The organism is Candidatus Pelagibacter sp. PS_37, assembly GCF_059417825.1.
In genome coordinates, this window is sequence record NZ_CM182067.1 from 534,643 (window position 1) to 553,157 (window position 18,515).

Below are 18,515 nucleotides of genomic sequence, written 5' to 3' on the forward strand. Positions count from 1 at the left end.
CAAAATGATTGATTTTATTAAAAAAAATATATTCATCATTCTAGTATTTTTAATTACTTTATTCATAGGTTTTATAACTTTTTTAACGTTTATTGATAAAAGTTTTTTAAAATTATCTGATGACAATCTCCAACTATTATTAATTGTAAATATTGCATTGTTAATACTTCTTTTTTTTATGATATTTTCAGAAGTAAGAAATTCTTTAAAGATAGATGTTGATGTAAGCGGCTCTAAGGCCAATAGAAAATACATAACATTCTTTGCATTATTTACTTTAATTCCTTCGATTTTAATTTCTTTATTTTCATTATTTCTCCTTTCATTTGCTCTTGATAAATATTTAGATAAAAAAATAACAACAGCTGTTAATAATTCTTATGAAATTGCAAAAAGCTATACTGAGGAAGTTAGAACAAAAACACAATCAGAAATAATTTTAATAGCATTTGATTTAAACAAAAGTATCAATTTTTTAAATACAAATATTAATCAATTTAAAAGTTTTCTAAAAACTCAAAAACTAATTAGAGGTATGGACGAAGTTCATATTATTGAAGGTAATGGAAATTTATATTTATCAACTTTAGAAGATACTACTTTATATACACCTCCTTTAAGTGATGCTTTAGAAATGGTCCAAAATGATAAAAGACCACTTAAGATTATTAATGCTTATAAAAATCAAACAGCATCTATTATAAAGCTTGAAAACTTTGAAGGTAAGTATTTATATATAGTAAAGTATTTAGATAAAAAAATTTCACAATATTTACTAGAATCTCAAGAAGCTCTTAATTTTTACTACACAGTTTTAAATAAACAAACTGGGATTAAGATATCATTTGTATTTATTTATCTAGTTATAGTTTCACTATTATTATTTTTATCCATATCAATAGCTATAAGATTTTCATCAAGATTTTTTAGGTCTATTAATAATTTAATTATTGCATCTTCCAATATTGGAAAAGGTAATCTAGATATTAAAGTACCAGAAATTAAAACTGATAAAGACATGGAGATTTTAAATCAAAATTTTAATTTAATGATAGATAAATTAAAATCACAACAAGAAAAAATTATAATAAAAGAAAGACACGAAGCTTGGGAAAATTTAGCTAGAAAATTAGCTCATGAAATTAAAAATCCACTCACACCTATTCAATTAACTATCGATAAATTGAAAAATAAATATTCTGAAAAAATAGCAGATCATGAAAAAGAAGATTTTTCCAAAAGTTTATTAATTATTGGAAAGCAAATTAAACAAATTGAAAATTTAGTTAATGAATTTTCTGATTTTGCAAGAATGCCAAAACCAATTCTCAAAAATAACAATTTAGTTTCTTTGATAAAAGATAATGTTAAATTAATAAATGAATTAGATAATGAAATCATAATTGATTTTAAATCAAGTAAATCTAAAATTCTTTTAAACTCTGATAGTGAACAATTAAGCAGAGTTTTCTTCAATTTAATTAAAAATTCTATTGAAAGTATACAGGATAAGAAAATTGATAATGTTAATTTTAATGGAAAAATCGATATTTCTATAAATGAGAATGAGGAAATAATTAACTTCATAATTATCGATAATGGATTAGGATTTGGAATATTTAAAAACAATATAAAAGACATTCTAAATCCTTATTTTACAACCAAAAAAAAAGGTACGGGCCTAGGTTTGTCTATTGTTAATAAAATAATAAATGATCATAATGGTAAAATAAATTTTATATCACTTGAAAAGGGTGCAAAAATTGAAATTACATTTACAAAATAATGAGTACTGAAATATTAATTATTGATGATAATGCAGATATTAGAAACATTATTAACGATCTAATAATTGAAGCTGGTTACAAAACAAGATTAGCTGCAAACTATAATCAAGCATTAAATGAGATTGATAAAAAACTCCCAGATGTTGCAATAATAGATGTTAAGTTAGATAAAAGTGACAATGATGGTTTAGAGCTGTTATCACACATCAAAACTAAGGATAAAAATATTCCAGTTATAATAATTACAGGGCATGCGAATGTTGAAATGGCAATCAAAGCTTTAAAAGCTGGTGCTTTTGAATTTATTGAAAAACCCTTTAATCAAGAGAGATTATTAAACTTTGTTAATAGAGCTGTTGAAAACATAAATCTTAAAAATAAGAATAAAGAATTTGAAAGTAAACTTTTTTATTCTTATGAACTAATTGGTGTTAGTGACAATTTTAGAAAAATAAAAGATCAAATAGATAAAATATCAGTTTCTGAAAGTAGAATTTTTATCAATGGACCTACTGGCTCAGGTAAAGAATTGATAGCAAGAAAAATACATAAAGAATCCAAAAGACAGAAGGGTCCTTTTGTTATTTTGAATGGTGCATTACTTGATATTAAAAAATATGAATTAGAATTATTTGGCGAAGAAAAAGATAATGGCTCAATAACTTATGGCGCTTTAGAGAAATCAACAAAGGGTATACTTTTAATAGATGAAATTTCTGAAATCCCACTCGATACTCAATCTAAAATTTTAAGAGTTTTAATTGATCAAAAATTTAGAAGAATTAATGGCAGCCATGATATTAACGTTGATGTAAGAATTATATGTTCTTCTAGTAAAGATATAAAAAAAGAAATAGAAAATGGTAATTTTAGAGAGGACTTATATCATCGACTTAATGTATTTGAAATTAACATCGACCCTTTAAAAGACAGGGTTTCAGATATACCTTTGTTAGTTGAATATTTTTCTGAAAAAATTTCAACAAACTATAATTTAAAAAAACTAAGTATTGATACAAATAATAAATATTTACTCAATTATGATTGGCCAGGAAATGTTAGAGAATTAAGAAACTTAATAGAGAGAATAGCAATACTTTCGCCTGATAATAATGATAAAATTTCAAATATTATTAAAGAATCTTTAAAAACACCTGATATTAGAAATATACCATCAGAAAACTCTTTATCTATACCATTAAAAGAAGCTAGAGAAAATTTTGAAAAAGAGTATTTAACTACACAATTAAAAAAATTTAATGGCAATATATCAAAAACTGCTGATTTTATTGGAATGGAAAGATCTGCCTTACATAGAAAGCTTAAAGGTTTAGGGATCAAGGAATTAAACTAAATGAATATTATAATTTGTGGAGCTGGTAGAGTGGGCTTTACTATAGCAAAAATTTTAAGTGAGCAAGGACACTCAATAACCATAATTGATCAATCCAGTGAAGATATACAAAAGATTGATGACACACTAGATGTAAAGTCTATTGTGGGCAAAGCTACTTATCCATCAATCTTGGAAAAGGCAAACGCAACCGAAGCTGATATGATTATCGCAGTAACTCGTAATGATGAAATTAACATGTTGATATGTCAAATTGCATTTTCAATATTTAATGTTCCAAAAAAAATAGCAAGGATCAGATCACAAGATTATTTAAATCCAAAATTTACAAAAGTTTATAATAAAGAAAATTTACCAATAGATGTTATTATCTCACCTGAGATTGAGATAGCAAAGTCACTTCAAAGAAAACTAGAAGCCCCTGGTTCACTAGATAATGTTCCTTTTGCTAATAATAAAATTAGATTGCTTGAGATTTTGATAGATGAAAATTGTCCAATAAAAGATATCAAACTTAATGAACTTACAAAAAAATTTCCAAAACTTAATTCTAATATAATGGGAGTAATTAGAGATGAAAAATTTGTTTTATTAAAAAAAACGGATGTAATGCTTAAAGAAGATAAAGCTTATGTTGTAATTAACGCCTCACAAATGAATGAAACTTTAGCAGCCTTCGGTCATACAGAAAAAATTTCTAATAAAATTTTGATTATTGGGGGAGGAAATATAGGATTTAACTTAGCAAAAAACTTAGAAGAAAGTTTTGATTCTGCAAGAGTTAAAATAATAGAAAAAGATAAGGAAAGAGCAGAACTTATTGCAAGCCAATTAAATAACACAATTGTTATAAATGGAGATGCATTAGATGAAGAAGTTTTATTGGAGGCAAATTTAGAAGAAGTTCAAACTGTTTTGGCTCTAACAAATGACGACGAAGATAATTTAATGATAAGTGTATTGGTTGAAAAATTTGCTAAAGACAATGATGAATTAAGTGACAAAAGAACTATGGCTTTAATTAACAAGCCTAATTATTCTCTTTTACAATCTTCTTTAAAAATTGATGATTTTATTGACCCTAGAATGAATACCGTATCAAGTATCTTAAAACACATTCACAAAGGCACTATTGAAAATGCTTATAGTATTTTGAATGGTGAATATGAGATTATTGAAGCTGAAATTATTGAAACTTCAGAGTTAGTAAATAAAGAGTTAAAAAATTCTAACTTACCAGATGAAATAAGAATAGGTGCAGTTTTAAGAGGTGAAGAAGTAATTATTCCTAGATCAAATTTTGTATTTAAAAAAGAGGATATTGTTGTTCTTTTGGCTAATAAAGATTTCTTACATGTTGTAGAAAACATGTTTCGTATAAGCTCTATTTAATTTAATGAAATACTTTAAACTCATTTACTTGAGTGTTTTTTTTGGAATAGTTTCAATTTTAGCTTTTTTTAATATCACTTACTCTTACTATCTAAACCTCTATCTAAATCTAAATACTTATATATTTACATTTATAGTATCTATTCTTTTAACAATATTATTTTATTATTCAAAAAATAATGATGAAAAAAAAATAACTATATATGATAAAATATTAACAATACTTCTTGGTTATTTTTTATTACCACTAGTTATTTCTATACCTTTTTATTTTAGTATTTATAATTTAACTTTTGTTAACGCTTTCTTCGAGTCAATTTCTGGATTCACCTCAACAGGTTTTACTATTTTTGATAATATTAATCATATTGATCAAAGCTTAATATTATGGAGATCTGCATCTCAATGGATAGGGGGTCTTTATTTTTTATTTTCTATAATACTTTTAATTGATATTTTTGATCATAGTTTTAAAAAATCTTTAACTAATTTTTTATCTTTTAATAAATCTGAAACATTCAAACAAGCATTCAAAATTTTTTTATTTTATTCATTAATTACACTTTCAATTTTTATAATTTTAAGTTTATTTGATATTAGGTTATTTAATTCTCTAAATTTAGCAATGACCATAATTTCATCAGGTGGTTTTTTACCATCTAATAATTTGTCTAATTTATTGGTCAATAATTCTCAAGTTATAATTATATCAATTTTATTACTATCTTCCTTTTTTAGTATTTTTTTAATTTACAATTTAATCTTTACAAAAAACCATAATCTTAATTTCTTTAATGAAGATATTCATCTGTTGTTTTATTTCTTATTTTTGTTGATTATTTTTTTTGTATTTTTAAATTTTGAAAATAATTTTAGTGAGTTATTTTTATCCTTAACAAGTAGTATTTCTAATGTAGGTTTTTCTCTTAATAATTCTTCTAGTAATTTATCTTTTGTTTTTCTAATACTTGTTATTATTGGAGGATCTTTTTTTTCGACAAGTTCTGGTATTAGGTTTTTAAAAATCTATTCTTTATTTAAATATTCAATTAACGAAATTCTTTCTTACAGTAGACCTAAAAATATTTACATAAATAAACACTTGTTTTCAAAAGATACATTCAAATTAGATGAAATTTATAAATATTTTTTATCTGTAATAGTTTTTATAATTTCTTTATTAATTTTAACATTTTTATTAACTTTAAGCGGAATTGATTTTGAAAGCTCTTTTAAACTCTCAATATTAACCATAATGAATACAGTAAACTCCTCAATGTTTGGGTTGGCTGATTTTAGTTTTTATGATCTACATTTTATCACTAAGTATTATCTAATTTTATTTATGATTATTGGTAGACTAGAGCTTCTAACTTTATTAATTATTTGTAAAAAATTTCTTTTTAAAAATTAAATTCGTACTATAAATATACTAATATTAATTTGCGCTCTTAGCTCAGCTGGATAGAGCATCGGTTTTCTAAACCGAGGGTCGGTGGTTCGAGTCCACCAGAGCGCACCATCACTATATGTGACACATTGTTCTTAATGTAGCACCACATATTGTTAGAATAATTCTAAAAACAAAATTTTTATTTTGATGCTAGTTATAAAATGTTAAACATCTCACTTAATTCAAATCATTTTGAATTATTTGTTAACAAATAAATAAATAAAACAGAGGAATAAAATATGTTTAAATACGTAAAACAATTAACTTCTCTAGTTGCTATGGTTGCAGTTCTGTTTACTTTTACAACAGAAACAATGGCCGCTAAGAAGTCAAAAACTCTTAAGAACACTCAGAAAAAAGGTTTCGTAAGATGTGGTGTATCTCAAGGTCTACCTGGATTTTCAAATGCTGATGCTGCTGGAAATTGGACTGGTGTTGACGTTGATGTATGTAGAGCGGTTGCTGCTGCAGTATTAGGTGATGCGAACAAAGTTAAGTTCACTCCACTAAGTGCTAAAGAAAGATTTACAGCTCTAACTTCTGGTGAGATTGATATCTTATCAAGAAACACAACTTGGACACTTTCTAGAGATGCTGACATTGGTTTAACTTTCGTTGGAGTTAACTTCTACGATGGCCAAGGTTTCATGGTAAGAAAAGACTCAGGAATTACTTCTACGAGCCAATTCAAAAATGGAATTTCAGCATGTACTAACATTGGTACTACAACTGAACTAAACATGAGAGACTTCTTTAATTCAAAAGGAATTTCTTATGAACCAGTTGCTTTTGAAAAAGCTGATGAAGTTGTTGCGGCTTATGACTCAGGCAGATGTGATACTTACACAACTGACAAATCTGGTCTAGCAGCACAAAGAACAAAAATGACTAACCCTGATGATCACGTAGTGCTACCAGAGACTATTTCTAAAGAGCCTCTAGGACCTGTTGTACGTCAAGGTGATGCAGTTTGGGAAGACATCGTAAGATGGTCTCTAAACGTAATGATCGAAGCTGAAGAGTACGGTATTAACTCTGCAAACGCTGACATGATGAAAACTTCTGAAAACCCACAAATCAAAAGACTTGTTGGTTCTGAAGGTGAATTAGGTGCAGCATTTGGTTTAGATAACGATTGGAGCTTAAGAATTATCAAACAAGTTGGTAATTATGGAGAAAGCTACAAGAGAAATATCGCTGATACTGGTATTTTACCTGACAGAGGTCCAAACCAAATTTGGACTAAAGGTGGACTACTATACGTACCACCAGCAAGATAATTATTATCTAACAAAACATAAAAAGGGCTAGATTTATCTAGCCCTTTTTTTATAATACTCATCACATGAAATTAAAAAAAATCTTACCTCAACTATTAACATTGTTATTTATAGTTTTAATATTTGGTTTCTTTACCATGAATGCTCAAGAGAACATGGATACAAGAGGTATTCAGTTTGGTTTTGGTTTTTTAACCCAAGAAGCTTCATTTGATATACAATTTTCTTTAATTGATTATGATGGGTCACACTCTTATGCAAGAGCATATCTTGTTGGATTATTAAATACACTCTTAGTAGCTTTCATTGGAATTATTTTAGCTACATTATTGGGTCTTATTGTTGGTGTTGCAAGATTATCCCCAAATTATTTGATTAGAAAAACTGCTTCTTTTTACATAGAATTCTTTAGAAATGTTCCATTATTATTACAGATTTTCTTTTGGTATTTTGCAGCCCTAAGAGCTCTGCCAATGCCTCAAGATGCTACATTATTATTAGGTTCATCTTTTATGACCATAAAGGGACTTTATACACCAGCTCCAATTTGGACAAATTTCGATATTTTTTTTACAACGTTAATTGCTGCAATGATTTTAATTTTCTTTTTTGTCAAATTTGCAAAAAAGAAACAAGAACAAGAGGGAAAACAGTTGCCTGTTTTAATTATTTCATTAGCTATTTTTATAGGTCTACCACTGTTAACATTTTTAGTAGGTGGTGTTGATTTATCTTTTAGCTTTCCAGAATTAAGAAAAATGTCACAATCTTCTTACACATTTGATGGGGGTATGGGTATACCACCTGAACTAATTGCGTTAACTTTAGCCTTAACTCTCTATACGGCAACTTTTATTGCAGAAAATGTAAGAGCAGGTATTCAAGGTATTGGCAAAGGGCAAAAAGAAGCTGCTGCATCAATTGGTTTAACACCAAGCCAAGTTTTGAAATTAGTAATTATGCCTCAAGCGTTAAGAATAATTATACCACCTACTACTAATCAATATTTAAATTTAACCAAAAACTCTTCTTTAGCAGCAGCAATTGCTTATCCAGATCTAGTTTTAGTTTTTGCGGGTACTGCTATGATGCAAACAGGAAAAGCAATTGAAATTGTTGGTATTACAATGGCCACATATTTAACTATTAGTATAGCAATTTCATTACTAATGAATTGGTACAACCAAAGAATAGCGATAAAGGAAAAATAATGAATTCAAAAAATCTTGATTTACCAAAAGCTAAAATTCAAATAAATAGAAATACTTCTCTTATTATTGGAATTTTATTTTTTTTCTTAGGTATTTTTGATTTTTGTTTAAATAATTTCTTTGGTACAAATATTACCTCTTTCTTACCTAGGTTTATTAACTTTTTTACTCCCTTAATCTTTGGGGTAATTGGTCTTCATTTTATTAGAATTGAATTTTCAGGTATTAAAATTTTAGATAGCCTTAATAAAAATATTAACCCAAGTAATTTTAACGCAGCTTTGAGTTTGTGTATTATTTTTCTTATAATATTTTCACTTCCTCCATTATTAAATTGGTTCATTTTTGATGCTAATATTTCTGGTGACACTAAAGAAGCGTGTACAGGTGGTGGTGCTTGTTGGGTTTATATTAAAGTTTGGTTTAATAGATTTATGTATGGAATGTATCCTAATGCAGAACAATGGAGAATTAACATTACATTTATTGCTGTATTAGCCTTTATGGCAGCTGGATTTTTTGTACCTGCTAAATTTAGAAATTATCTTTCTCTTTATTACACCCTTATATTACCAATTATTTCTTTTATCTTAATCTACTATTTGATTTCAGGAGGTTCTTTTGGACTAGAGTGGGTTGAAACAGGTGCGTGGGGTGGCTTATCTTTAACCTTTATAGTTTCTTTTTTCTCTCTAATTTTTTGTTTTCCAATTGGCATGATGCTGGCTCTTGGTAGGAGATCTGATTTACCCGTTGTTAAATATTCATCTCTTTCATTCATTGAATTTTGGAGAGGTGTTCCTTTAATTACAGTTTTATTTATGTCAGCTGTAATGTTTCCAATGTTTTTACCTGATGGAACTTATGTAGATAAACTAATTAGAGTTGTTGTAGCAATTACTTTATTTGAAGCGGCTTATACAGCTGAAGTTATAAGGGGAGGACTACAAGCTCTTCCAAGAGGCCAATATGATGCAGCTAAGTCACTTGGGATGGGTTACTGGAAACTTCATATCTTTGTTATTCTTCCACAAGCTTTAAAATTAGTAATTCCAGGAATTGCGAATACATTCTTAGCACTTGTAAAAGATACACCACTAATTTTTGTAGTAGGTCTTTTAGAGGTAGTTGGTATGTTAAATTTAGCTAAAACTAATCCCGAATGGCTAGGATTTTCGATGGAAGGATACGTATTTGCTGGAATAATATTCTGGATTATTTGTTATAGTATGAGTAAATATAGCCAGAAATTAGAATTAAAATATAAAACAGATAGATAAATTATGTCAGATTCAATTATTCAAATTCAAAATGTAAACAAGTGGTTTGGGGATTTTCAAGTATTAAAAGAAATAAATCTTGAAGTTAAACCTAAAGAAAAAATCGTTGTGTGTGGACCATCTGGATCTGGAAAATCTACACTAATTAGATGTATTAATAGACTAGAAGAGCATCAAAAAGGATCAATCATTGTTGATGGTACTGAAATTTCAGAAGATACAAAAAATATAGAACAAGTTAGAGCTGAAGTTGGGATGGTTTTTCAACAATTTAATTTATTTCCTCATTTATCTATTTTAGATAATTGTACGTTAGCTCCAATTTGGGTAAAAAAAATGCCCAAAAAAGAAGCAGAAAAATTAGCATTAGAACACCTTGAAAAAGTACAAATTTTAGATCAAGCCCAAAAGTTTCCAGGTCAATTATCAGGCGGACAGCAACAAAGAGTTGCCATTGCAAGAGCACTTTGTATGGAACCTAAAATTATGTTATTTGATGAGCCTACATCAGCATTAGATCCTGAAATGATTAAAGAAGTGCTAGATGTTATGGTTAATTTAGCAAAACAAGGTATGACGATGATTGTTGTAACTCATGAGATGGGCTTTGCTAAAGAGGTAGCCGATCAAATGATTTTTATGGATGAGGGAATGATAGTTGAAAAGGCCACAACAAAAGACTTTTTTGCTAATCCCAAAAATGATCGAACTAAACTTTTTTTAAGCCAAATTTTATAAGTCTTTTTAAAGCTTATAGTTCAACAATTTTATTTTTTCATTTTATATTATAAGTTCTTGACACATTTTGTTATTTTCTACTTAACTTTATAAAATAAATAAATTTTTGTGTTGCGATAACAGTCAAAAATTAGTTCAATATGTTTTTAAAAACAAACTTTAAGAGGGGTCTTAATGGAAGATAATTTCAACAAACATTTAGGTAACAAATTAAAGCTAAGAAGATTAGCTTTAGGTCTCACACAAACAAAAGTAGCAAAAGCAATTAATGTTACATTTCAACAAATTCAAAAATATGAAAAAGGAACTAATGGAGTTAGCTCAATAAGACTTCTTCAATTAGCAAATTATTTAAAAGTTCCAGTAAATTATTTTTTTGAAGATTTTTCAGAATATTTAATAAATCTAGAAAGATCTCAAGAAGGTCACATGAATGTAAATTATAATTTTTTAGTTAAATTATATTCTGAACTTAATAACGATCAAAAGTTAAAGTTTAGTAAATCTTTACAGTCTTCAAATATTGGGATTTCAAAAGCAGTTTAATTTTTATTAAATTAATGACCCCTATAAATTTTGAAAATCATTTTAAAAAAAATTTTTTATAATTTCATATTTGTAATGAAAAGTTTATTAAAAGTTTTTTTATTATTTATATTATTAAGTGGAAATGCTTTTGCAAAAGTAAAATCTAAAGACATTAATTTTCCAGGCAAATATTATACTAAAGAAATTAAGACTTGTTCAGCAATTCCTAAGGATAAATCATTTAGTAATAAATCAACTATTGATACCGTTAACAGTGTAGTTGGTTTTGATTGGTCAGCTTACCATGAGAAATATAGTAATTCTATTTTGGTAGAACATGCAGCAATCACGAAACCTATAAAAGTTATGATTGCAGGAACCCACATGGCTATTGGTGATAAAAATCAAACTAACATCAATATAGCCAAAGGTTTATTATTAGAAATAGCTAAGGCAAATACTTTATATAACAGCATAAGTTATGAAGAATTAAAAAAAAAGGAAAGTGTTGGAAAGATAATAACCCCAAAGCTCCTTGTTGGTACCATGAATATGAATTTGCAGGTCAATGGTTTGGAAATTATATGATTAGTGCAGTAATGCTTAAATCTGAATTGAATAAAGAGGAGTTTAAGATTGTGAATAATTACATTAAAAAAATGTACAAAAAGTTCTTAAAACCAATTCAATTTAAAAAAAATGACAAAGGGTTTTATGCAATGGCTAATGGAGGATTATCAACATTAGTTTATGCATCATGGACAGAAGATAAAAAACTTGCTGCTAAAGAAATTAATCACACATTAAAACAAATAGACAAACTATTTTATGATGATGGATACATTAACGATAACTCTTTCAGGGGTCTCAGAGGGCAATGGTACCATTCATATGGAGTTGATATTGCCCTAGGATATATTTATATTGCTGAATTATGGGGAGCTAATGTTCCAAAAAATATACATGAGAAACTATTTAATTCAGTAAAAGTAGTAAATTTAGCGATTACTGATCCTGAAAAGTTTTTAGAAAGAAAAAATCCTAATGGTCTAGCGAGAAATAGAATTACAGATCCAAAAAAAGCAACACCTCATACACATCAAATGGCTATAGCTATAGACACTCTTATGGAAATAGTGACAGGTATAAAATTGGAACATGATCCGATATACTTACGAAAAAGAAAAATGCATACGCCTGATGGGATAGATGATCTAATTGGTTTCAATCCCAATTGTATAATTCGATAAATCTAAAAGATAAAGATTTTGGCTCCTCGGGCAGGACTCGAACCTGCGACCAATTGATTAACAGTCAACTGCTCTACCAACTGAGCTACCGAGGAATATCAAAAACACAACTTACTTTTTTTTAAGAGTAAAACAAGATTTTTTTTTGGAGGCATCGCCCAGAATCGAACTGGGATACAAGGATTTGCAATCCTCTGCGTAACCATTCCGCCACGATGCCCTCTCCTCTCAATTTAAATTAAATAGAGAGCCTTTTATATATTAAATATATAAAATTAGTCTACCAAATAAGCCTTCAAAATGATTATTGTTAATTAATATTATTAAATTATAAACTTATTATCACCTATGAGTAACGATAAATATATACATACAGACGTTGAAGATAAGATTTATTCTTATTGGGAAAAAAACAATTTATTTAAACCAACAAAAAATAAGAAACAATTTTCAGTGGTTATACCTCCGCCCAATGTAACTGGTAGCCTTCATATGGGTCATGCTTTGAATAATTCAATTCAAGATCTTTTGGTTAGATACCACCGTATGAATAATTATGAAACCTTATGGCAACCTGGAACAGATCATGCTGGTATTGCCACACAGGCCTTAGTTGAGAAAAAATTAACCGCTGATGGTATTGATAAAAATGAAATTGGAAGAGAAAAGTTCATAGAAAAGGTTTGGGAATGGAAGGAAGAACATGGTGATATCATTTTAAATCAACTAAAAAAACTAGGTTGCTCTTGTGATTGGTCAAGAAATGCTTTTACAATGGATGAAAACCTTTCAAAATCAGTTTTAAAAGTTTTTGTAGAGCTTCACAAAAAAGGTTTAATTTATAAAGATAAAAAACTAGTAAACTGGGATACGGTTTTAAAAACAGCAATATCTGATTTAGAAGTGGATCAAAGAGAAGTTAATTCTAAGATTTACTATATTCAATATCCTATAGAAGCTTCTAGTGATTTTATAACTATAGCAACAACAAGACCTGAAACCATGTTGGGTGATACAGCGATAGCTGTAAATCCAAAGGATGATCGATTTAAACATTTAGTTGGTAAGTTTGTAACAGTACCAATTGTTGGAAAAAAAATAAAAATTATTGAAGATGAATATGCTGATCCTGAGATGGGAACGGGTGCTTTAAAGATAACACCAGCACATGATTTCAATGACTATGAAGTGGGACAAAGAAATAATTTAGAAATCATAAATATTTTTACTGAAGGTGGCAAAGTAAACGAAAACGCTCCTAAAGAATATATTGGACTTGATAGATTTGAAGCTAGAAAAAGAATTATAAAAGAACTTAAAGAAAAAGAGTTTTTTGTTAAGGAAGAGAACATAAAGAATAAAGTTCCTTATGGGGATAGGTCTAATTCAATAATTGAGCCTTTTTTAACAGAACAATGGTTTGTCGATGCAAAAAAATTATCAATTAAAGCTAAAGATATAGTTAACTCTAAAAAAACTAATTTTTTTCCTGCTAATTGGTCAAAAACTTATTTTCAATGGATGAACAATATTGAGCCATGGTGTATCTCAAGACAGCTTTGGTGGGGACATCAAATACCTGCTTGGTATGGACCAGATAAAAAAATCTTCGTTGCAATAAATGAAGAAGAAGCAAAATTGGATGCAAAAAAATTCTATAATAAAGATGTAGATTTAATTCGTGACCCAGATGTATTGGATACTTGGTTTTCATCAGGTCTATGGCCTTTTGCTACATTGGGTTGGCCTGACAATAAAGAATATGTAGATAAATTTTACCCGACATCAGTACTGGTTACAGGGTTTGACATTATATTTTTTTGGGTAGCACGCATGATCATGTTTGGAATGGAGTTTCTAGACAAAGAGCCTTTTAAAGATGTTTACGTTCACGCCCTTGTTAAAGACGAGAAGGGACAAAAAATGTCTAAATCTAAAGGAAACGTAATTAATCCCTTAGACCTAATTGAAAAATATAGTGCAGATGCTTTAAGGTTTACTCTACTGTCAATGGCGTCACCCGGAACAGATGTAAAACTTTCTGAAGATAGAGTTAAGGGTTATAGAAATTTTTTAAATAAATTATGGAATGCAAACAATTTTTTAATTACCAATAATTGTGATTTTTCTAAAATTGATGAAAAACCAATTTTATCAATTAATATTAACAAATGGATCTATGCTGAACTTATAGAAACTAAAAATAAAATTGAAAAAAATCTAAAAGATTACAGGTTTGATGAAGCTGCAAAAAATGCCTATCAATTTACTTGGCACTCTTATTGTGATTGGTATTTAGAGCTATCTAAAACAATCCTATTTTCAGAAGATGAAAAGGCAAAAGATGAAGTAAGACAGGTATCAGCTTACGTATTTAAACAGATATTAATATTATTACATCCATTTATTCCATTTGTGACTGAAGAAATTTGGCTAAATAATAAATTTGATAACACAGGTAAAGACTTTTTAATGTTAGCTAATTGGCCTTCTGGAGAGTTTGAAAGAGATACATCCATTAATCAAGTTGAAAAAATTATCAGTATAGTTTCTGAATTAAGATCATTTAAAAATGAATTAAGTGTAAGCCCTGGGTCATTTATAGATATTTCAATAGAGACAGTTAGTAAAAAAGAACAATCATTTTTTACTGAAAATGAAATTATTCTAAAAAAACTTGGTCGTATCAAAAATTTATATAATAAAGATCTGGATAAACCAACTGCTACATTGATGGTTTCTGGAGATTTATTCAAAGTGTATTTTGATGAAGATGTCGATTTAGAATTAATTAAAAAAAACTTAACTACAAGGCAAAATAAATACCAAGAAGAAATGAATAAAATATCACAAAGATTAGCTAATAAAGGCTTTGTTGATAGAGCACCAAAAGATATTGTTGATCAGGAAAAAACTAATTATAATAATTTAAAAAATGATGTTGAGAGAATATCGATAACTATAAAGGGTTTATAATGGCAAAATTTAATAAAAAAAAATTACCAAGCAGACATACTTCATTAGGTGCTGATAGAGCTCCACATAGATCATTTTACTATGCAATGGGTGAAACAGAAAAAGATGTAGCAAAGCCATTTGTTGGTGTTGTTTCAACTTGGAATGAAGCTGCTCCTTGTAATATTGCTTTAATGAGACAAGCTCAATCTGTCAAAAAAGGCGTTAGAGCTTCAGGTGGAACCCCTAGAGAATTTTGTACGATAACAGTAACTGATGGTATTGCCATGGGTCACGAAGGAATGAAGTCATCTTTAATCTCTCGCGAGGTAATTGCCGACTCAACTGAACTTACTGTGCGTGGTCATTGTTATGATGCGCTTGTTGGTATTGCTGGTTGTGATAAATCTTTACCTGCCTTAATGATGGCAATGGTTAGATTAAATGTTCCAAGTGTATTTATTTATGGTGGCTCAATACTTCCAGGTCAATATAAAGGTAAAGATGTAACTGTTGTTGATGTTTTTGAAGCAGTTGGAAAACACTCAGCTGGAAAAATGTCTGCAAAGGAATTAAGAAAATTAGAGTTAGTTGCTTGCCCAAGTGCAGGTGCATGTGGAGGTCAATTTACTGCAAATACTATGGCCTGTGTTTCTGAGGCTATTGGTTTAGCATTACCTTATTCAGCTGGAACACCTGCTCCATACGAAGAACGTGATAAGTATGCATTATTAAGTGGCAAGACTGTAATGAATTTATTACAAAAAAATATTCGTCCAAGAGACATTGTTACAAAAAAATCTTTAGAAAATGCTGCAACAATTGTAGCGGCTACTGGTGGATCGACAAATGCTGCTTTGCACCTACCAGCTATAGCTAATGAAATTGGAATTAAGTTTGATTTAATGGATGTAGCTAAAATTTTTAAAAAAACTCCATATCTTGCAGATTTAAAACCAGGTGGAAAATATGTTGCAAAAGATATGTGGTTAGCTGGTGGAGTACCTATGTTATTAAAAACTCTTTTTGATGGTGGTTTTATACATGGTGACTGCATGACAGTTACTGGAAAAACAATGAAACAAAATTTAAAAAATATTAAATTTAATCCTAAGCAAAAAGTATTAAGAGCATATGATAATCCTTTATCACCAGATGGCGGTGTTGTAGGTCTAAAAGGTAACTTAGCTCCTGATGGTGGAATTGTTAAAATTGCTGGTTTAAAAAAATTACAATTCACTGGAAAAGCTAGATGTTTTGATAATGAAGAAGCAGCAATGGCTTGTGTGCAAAAGAAAAAATATAAAGCAGGTGATGTAATTATTATTCGTTATGAAGGACCAGTTGGGGGACCTGGTATGAGAGAAATGCTTTCAACAACAGGTGCTATTTATGGTCAAGGTATGGGTGAGAAGGTTGCTCTAATTACAGATGGTAGATTTTCTGGGGCTACAAGAGGTTTTTGTGTGGGTCATGTTGGCCCTGAGGCGGCCTTAGGCGGCCCTTTAGCTCTTTTACGCAATGGAGATGTAATTGATATAGATGCCAAAAAAGGGACTATTAACGTTAGATTAACTAAATCACAATTAGCCACAAGACATAAGAAGTGGAAAGCAAAAAAATCAAGCTTTGGATCGGGTACTATTTGGAAATATGCTCAAACAGTAGGTCCCGCTTATTTAGGTGCACCAACACATCCCGGTAAAAGAAAAGAAGTAAAAGTTTACGCTGATATTTAATGAAAATTAGACCCGTTATATTATGTGGCGGAGCAGGAACTAGACTTTGGCCTAATTCTAAAAATCACCAAGCAAAACAATTTATTGATTTTGGTAATTGGACTTTATTAGGAAAAACTCTTGAAAGAGTTAAATCTTCGACCTTTGATGTACCGATCATAAGTACAAATCTTAAATATTTAAAAGAGGTAAAAAAACATCTTAAGAAACATAAGATAAGTAAATATAAAATTGTTTTAGAACCCGCAAAAAGAAATACAGCACCAGCAATTCTTGCATCAGCATTAATTAAAGATATTCCAAATGAACAACCCTTAATGTTTTTTGCAGCAGACCACTTAATAGAAAAAGCTAATATTTTTAATAAAGCTATTAATAAAAATAAAACTAATTTAACAGACCAAAATATATTCATCTTTGGAATTAAACCAACATCTCCATCAAGTGAATATGGTTATTTTTTAACAAAAAAAGTTAAAGGAAATATTAATAAAGTAACAAAATTTATTGAAAAACCTAAAGAAGCTAAAGCTAAACAAGTCATTAAACAAAAAGGTTATTGGAATTCTGGTATGTTTTTTTTGAGAAAAGACTCAATAATAAATAACTTTAAGAAATACCAACCTACAATGTATAAAAATTGTCTTAATGCTGTTTCAAAAGCTAAACTTAAAGATAACACTTATTATTTAAATAAAGCTTCATTTGAAAAAGCTACAGCAAAATCTTTTGATTATGCAATTTTAGAAAAAACCAAACAAATTAATGCTATTAAATTAGACATTCCTTGGTCAGATCTTGGCAGCTGGAAAGAGATCTTAAAAATGTATGATAAAAATAAGAATAAATATTATAAGAAAAAAAATGTTTATTACCGGCCTTGGGGTAGGTACGTTAATTTATTCGAAGGTAAAGGTTTTTTAATCAAAGAACTATTTGTTAAGCCTAAAGGTGTTTTAAGTTTACAAAAACATCATCATCGATCAGAACATTGGTTTGTAACTCAAGGAACGCCTAAAATTACACTTAATAAAGATAGTTTTTTTAGAAAAAAAAATGATCATATATTCATTCCATTAGAAGCAATTCATAGAATTGAAAATAAAGGCACAAAGCCTGTTAAAATTATTGAAGCACAAGTTGGATCGATATTAAAAGAAGGTGATATTGTCAGGTTTCAAGATGTGTATGGTCGTACTTAATAATATTAATACAGCTACATAAAGATGTAAGATACAGCTTGTTCTATTCAATTAATCCTAAAATATAATTTTATAAATTCCAATTAAAAATAATGGTATCTGTAACCCAAAGTTTGTTAATATGGCTTTATCTTTTGATATAAAACCAGCTATTGTCCAACCAATAACTCCAAGACCATGGAAGTAGATGTTAATAGGGTAGATATTTAAGTTAGTTAATAATATTCCAGTTAATACTAAAGCAGTGCTGATCCATTTTAGGTATTTTTTTATAAGCATAGTCTCCTTTAAATGTAAGTTTTGTTAGGAATTTATTACAATTATAGAACAAACAAAAACCTTTATT

At 28.6% G+C, this 18,515-nt stretch carries 15 protein-coding genes and 3 tRNA genes; 15 read left to right on the top strand and 3 right to left on the bottom strand.

Annotated features, from left to right (window positions below; genetic code table 11):
- Positions 1 to 4 precede the first annotated feature (4 nt).
- The 12 genes from AC5SL9_RS02740 to AC5SL9_RS02795 all read left to right on the top strand — a co-directional run bounded on the left by AC5SL9_RS02740 (position 5) and on the right by AC5SL9_RS02795 (position 12,273).
- The gene (locus AC5SL9_RS02740; protein ID WP_494574321.1) at positions 5 to 1,786 is read left to right on the top strand and encodes a sensor histidine kinase; all 1,782 of its coding nucleotides are present in this window, start codon (positions 5 to 7) and stop codon (positions 1,784 to 1,786) included.
- Positions 1,786 to 3,141 carry a sigma-54-dependent transcriptional regulator gene (locus AC5SL9_RS02745; RefSeq protein WP_027306935.1) on the top strand — a complete coding sequence of 452 codons (1,356 nt, stop codon included), beginning with the start codon at positions 1,786 to 1,788 and terminating at the stop codon, positions 3,139 to 3,141. Before AC5SL9_RS02740 ends, AC5SL9_RS02745 begins: the two co-directional genes overlap by 1 nt.
- Positions 3,142 to 4,533, top strand: coding sequence for a Trk system potassium transporter TrkA (gene trkA, locus AC5SL9_RS02750; RefSeq protein ID WP_011282062.1), 1,392 nt, complete (start codon positions 3,142 to 3,144; stop codon positions 4,531 to 4,533).
- 4 nt (positions 4,534 to 4,537) lie between these two features.
- Positions 4,538 to 5,947 carry a TrkH family potassium uptake protein gene (locus AC5SL9_RS02755; protein WP_027306936.1) on the top strand — a complete coding sequence of 470 codons (1,410 nt, stop codon included), beginning with the start codon at positions 4,538 to 4,540 and terminating at the stop codon, positions 5,945 to 5,947.
- A gap of 31 nt (positions 5,948 to 5,978) precedes the next feature.
- Positions 5,979 to 6,055 (top strand) — tRNA-Arg (locus AC5SL9_RS02760).
- A 170-nt stretch (positions 6,056 to 6,225) separates the two neighbouring features.
- Positions 6,226 to 7,266 carry an amino acid ABC transporter substrate-binding protein gene (locus AC5SL9_RS02765; protein ID WP_011282064.1) on the top strand — a complete coding sequence of 347 codons (1,041 nt, stop codon included), beginning with the start codon at positions 6,226 to 6,228 and terminating at the stop codon, positions 7,264 to 7,266.
- Positions 7,267 to 7,331: 65 nt separating this feature from the next.
- The gene (locus tag AC5SL9_RS02770; protein WP_494574322.1) at positions 7,332 to 8,477 is read left to right on the top strand and encodes an amino acid ABC transporter permease; all 1,146 of its coding nucleotides are present in this window, start codon (positions 7,332 to 7,334) and stop codon (positions 8,475 to 8,477) included.
- Complete coding sequence (locus tag AC5SL9_RS02775) at positions 8,477 to 9,757, top strand: amino acid ABC transporter permease (protein WP_018414101.1); 1,281 nt, start codon at positions 8,477 to 8,479, stop codon at positions 9,755 to 9,757. Before AC5SL9_RS02770 ends, AC5SL9_RS02775 begins: the two co-directional genes overlap by 1 nt.
- 3 nt (positions 9,758 to 9,760) lie before the next feature.
- Positions 9,761 to 10,495, top strand: coding sequence for an amino acid ABC transporter ATP-binding protein (locus tag AC5SL9_RS02780; RefSeq protein ID WP_494574323.1), 735 nt, complete (start codon positions 9,761 to 9,763; stop codon positions 10,493 to 10,495).
- A 174-nt stretch (positions 10,496 to 10,669) separates the two neighbouring features.
- On the top strand, positions 10,670 to 11,041 hold the full coding sequence (locus AC5SL9_RS02785; protein WP_006996960.1) for a helix-turn-helix domain-containing protein: 372 nt from the start codon (positions 10,670 to 10,672) through the stop codon (positions 11,039 to 11,041).
- Positions 11,042 to 11,116: 75 nt separating this feature from the next.
- Entirely contained in the window at positions 11,117 to 11,611 is a 495-nt protein-coding gene (locus AC5SL9_RS02790; RefSeq protein WP_494574324.1) for a hypothetical protein, read from the top strand.
- Positions 11,608 to 12,273, top strand: coding sequence for a hypothetical protein (locus tag AC5SL9_RS02795; protein ID WP_494574325.1), 666 nt, complete (start codon positions 11,608 to 11,610; stop codon positions 12,271 to 12,273). Before AC5SL9_RS02790 ends, AC5SL9_RS02795 begins: the two co-directional genes overlap by 4 nt.
- A 19-nt stretch (positions 12,274 to 12,292) precedes the next feature.
- Here AC5SL9_RS02795 and AC5SL9_RS02800 read toward each other — a convergent pair.
- Positions 12,293 to 12,368: transfer RNA gene (locus AC5SL9_RS02800), tRNA-Asn, on the bottom strand.
- 51 nt (positions 12,369 to 12,419) lie between these two features.
- Positions 12,420 to 12,493 (bottom strand) — tRNA-Cys (locus tag AC5SL9_RS02805).
- A 128-nt stretch (positions 12,494 to 12,621) separates the two neighbouring features.
- Here AC5SL9_RS02805 and AC5SL9_RS02810 point away from each other — a divergent pair.
- The 3 genes from AC5SL9_RS02810 to AC5SL9_RS02820 are packed head-to-tail and all read left to right on the top strand — an operon-like array spanning position 12,622 to position 18,169.
- Entirely contained in the window at positions 12,622 to 15,249 is a 2,628-nt protein-coding gene (locus tag AC5SL9_RS02810) for a valine--tRNA ligase (RefSeq protein ID WP_011282067.1), read from the top strand.
- Positions 15,249 to 16,967 (top strand): dihydroxy-acid dehydratase, encoded by a 1,719-nt coding sequence (ilvD, locus tag AC5SL9_RS02815; protein ID WP_011282068.1) that lies wholly within the window; start codon positions 15,249 to 15,251, stop codon positions 16,965 to 16,967. Before AC5SL9_RS02810 ends, ilvD begins: the two co-directional genes overlap by 1 nt.
- Positions 16,967 to 18,169, top strand: a complete 1,203-nt coding sequence (locus AC5SL9_RS02820) for a sugar phosphate nucleotidyltransferase (RefSeq protein ID WP_494574326.1) — start codon at positions 16,967 to 16,969, stop codon at positions 18,167 to 18,169. Before ilvD ends, AC5SL9_RS02820 begins: the two co-directional genes overlap by 1 nt.
- 57 nt (positions 18,170 to 18,226) lie before the next feature.
- On the opposite strand, the gene AC5SL9_RS02825 is transcribed toward AC5SL9_RS02820, so the two are convergent.
- The gene (locus AC5SL9_RS02825) at positions 18,227 to 18,448 is read right to left on the bottom strand and encodes a DUF6552 family protein (protein WP_006996955.1); all 222 of its coding nucleotides are present in this window, start codon (positions 18,446 to 18,448) and stop codon (positions 18,227 to 18,229) included.
- Between the last annotated feature and the right edge of the window lie 67 nt (positions 18,449 to 18,515).

What these genes read in the sequence shown, in the direction of transcription:
- AC5SL9_RS02740 (WP_494574321.1), top strand. Translation starts at nt 5, where the DNA reads ATGATTGATTTTATTAAAAAAAATATATTCATCATTCTAGTATTTTTA.
- AC5SL9_RS02745 (WP_027306935.1), top strand. Translation starts at nt 1,786, where the DNA reads ATGAGTACTGAAATATTAATTATTGATGATAATGCAGATATTAGAAAC.
- trkA (WP_011282062.1), top strand. Translation starts at nt 3,142, where the DNA reads ATGAATATTATAATTTGTGGAGCTGGTAGAGTGGGCTTTACTATAGCA.
- AC5SL9_RS02755 (WP_027306936.1), top strand. Translation starts at nt 4,538, where the DNA reads ATGAAATACTTTAAACTCATTTACTTGAGTGTTTTTTTTGGAATAGTT.
- AC5SL9_RS02765 (WP_011282064.1), top strand. Translation starts at nt 6,226, where the DNA reads ATGTTTAAATACGTAAAACAATTAACTTCTCTAGTTGCTATGGTTGCA.
- AC5SL9_RS02770 (WP_494574322.1), top strand. Translation starts at nt 7,332, where the DNA reads ATGAAATTAAAAAAAATCTTACCTCAACTATTAACATTGTTATTTATA.
- AC5SL9_RS02775 (WP_018414101.1), top strand. Translation starts at nt 8,477, where the DNA reads ATGAATTCAAAAAATCTTGATTTACCAAAAGCTAAAATTCAAATAAAT.
- AC5SL9_RS02780 (WP_494574323.1), top strand. Translation starts at nt 9,761, where the DNA reads ATGTCAGATTCAATTATTCAAATTCAAAATGTAAACAAGTGGTTTGGG.
- AC5SL9_RS02785 (WP_006996960.1), top strand. Translation starts at nt 10,670, where the DNA reads ATGGAAGATAATTTCAACAAACATTTAGGTAACAAATTAAAGCTAAGA.
- AC5SL9_RS02790 (WP_494574324.1), top strand. Translation starts at nt 11,117, where the DNA reads ATGAAAAGTTTATTAAAAGTTTTTTTATTATTTATATTATTAAGTGGA.
- AC5SL9_RS02795 (WP_494574325.1), top strand. Translation starts at nt 11,608, where the DNA reads ATGATTAGTGCAGTAATGCTTAAATCTGAATTGAATAAAGAGGAGTTT.
- AC5SL9_RS02810 (WP_011282067.1), top strand. Translation starts at nt 12,622, where the DNA reads ATGAGTAACGATAAATATATACATACAGACGTTGAAGATAAGATTTAT.
- ilvD (WP_011282068.1), top strand. Translation starts at nt 15,249, where the DNA reads ATGGCAAAATTTAATAAAAAAAAATTACCAAGCAGACATACTTCATTA.
- AC5SL9_RS02820 (WP_494574326.1), top strand. Translation starts at nt 16,967, where the DNA reads ATGAAAATTAGACCCGTTATATTATGTGGCGGAGCAGGAACTAGACTT.
- AC5SL9_RS02825 (WP_006996955.1), bottom strand. Translation starts at nt 18,448, where the DNA reads ATGCTTATAAAAAAATACCTAAAATGGATCAGCACTGCTTTAGTATTA.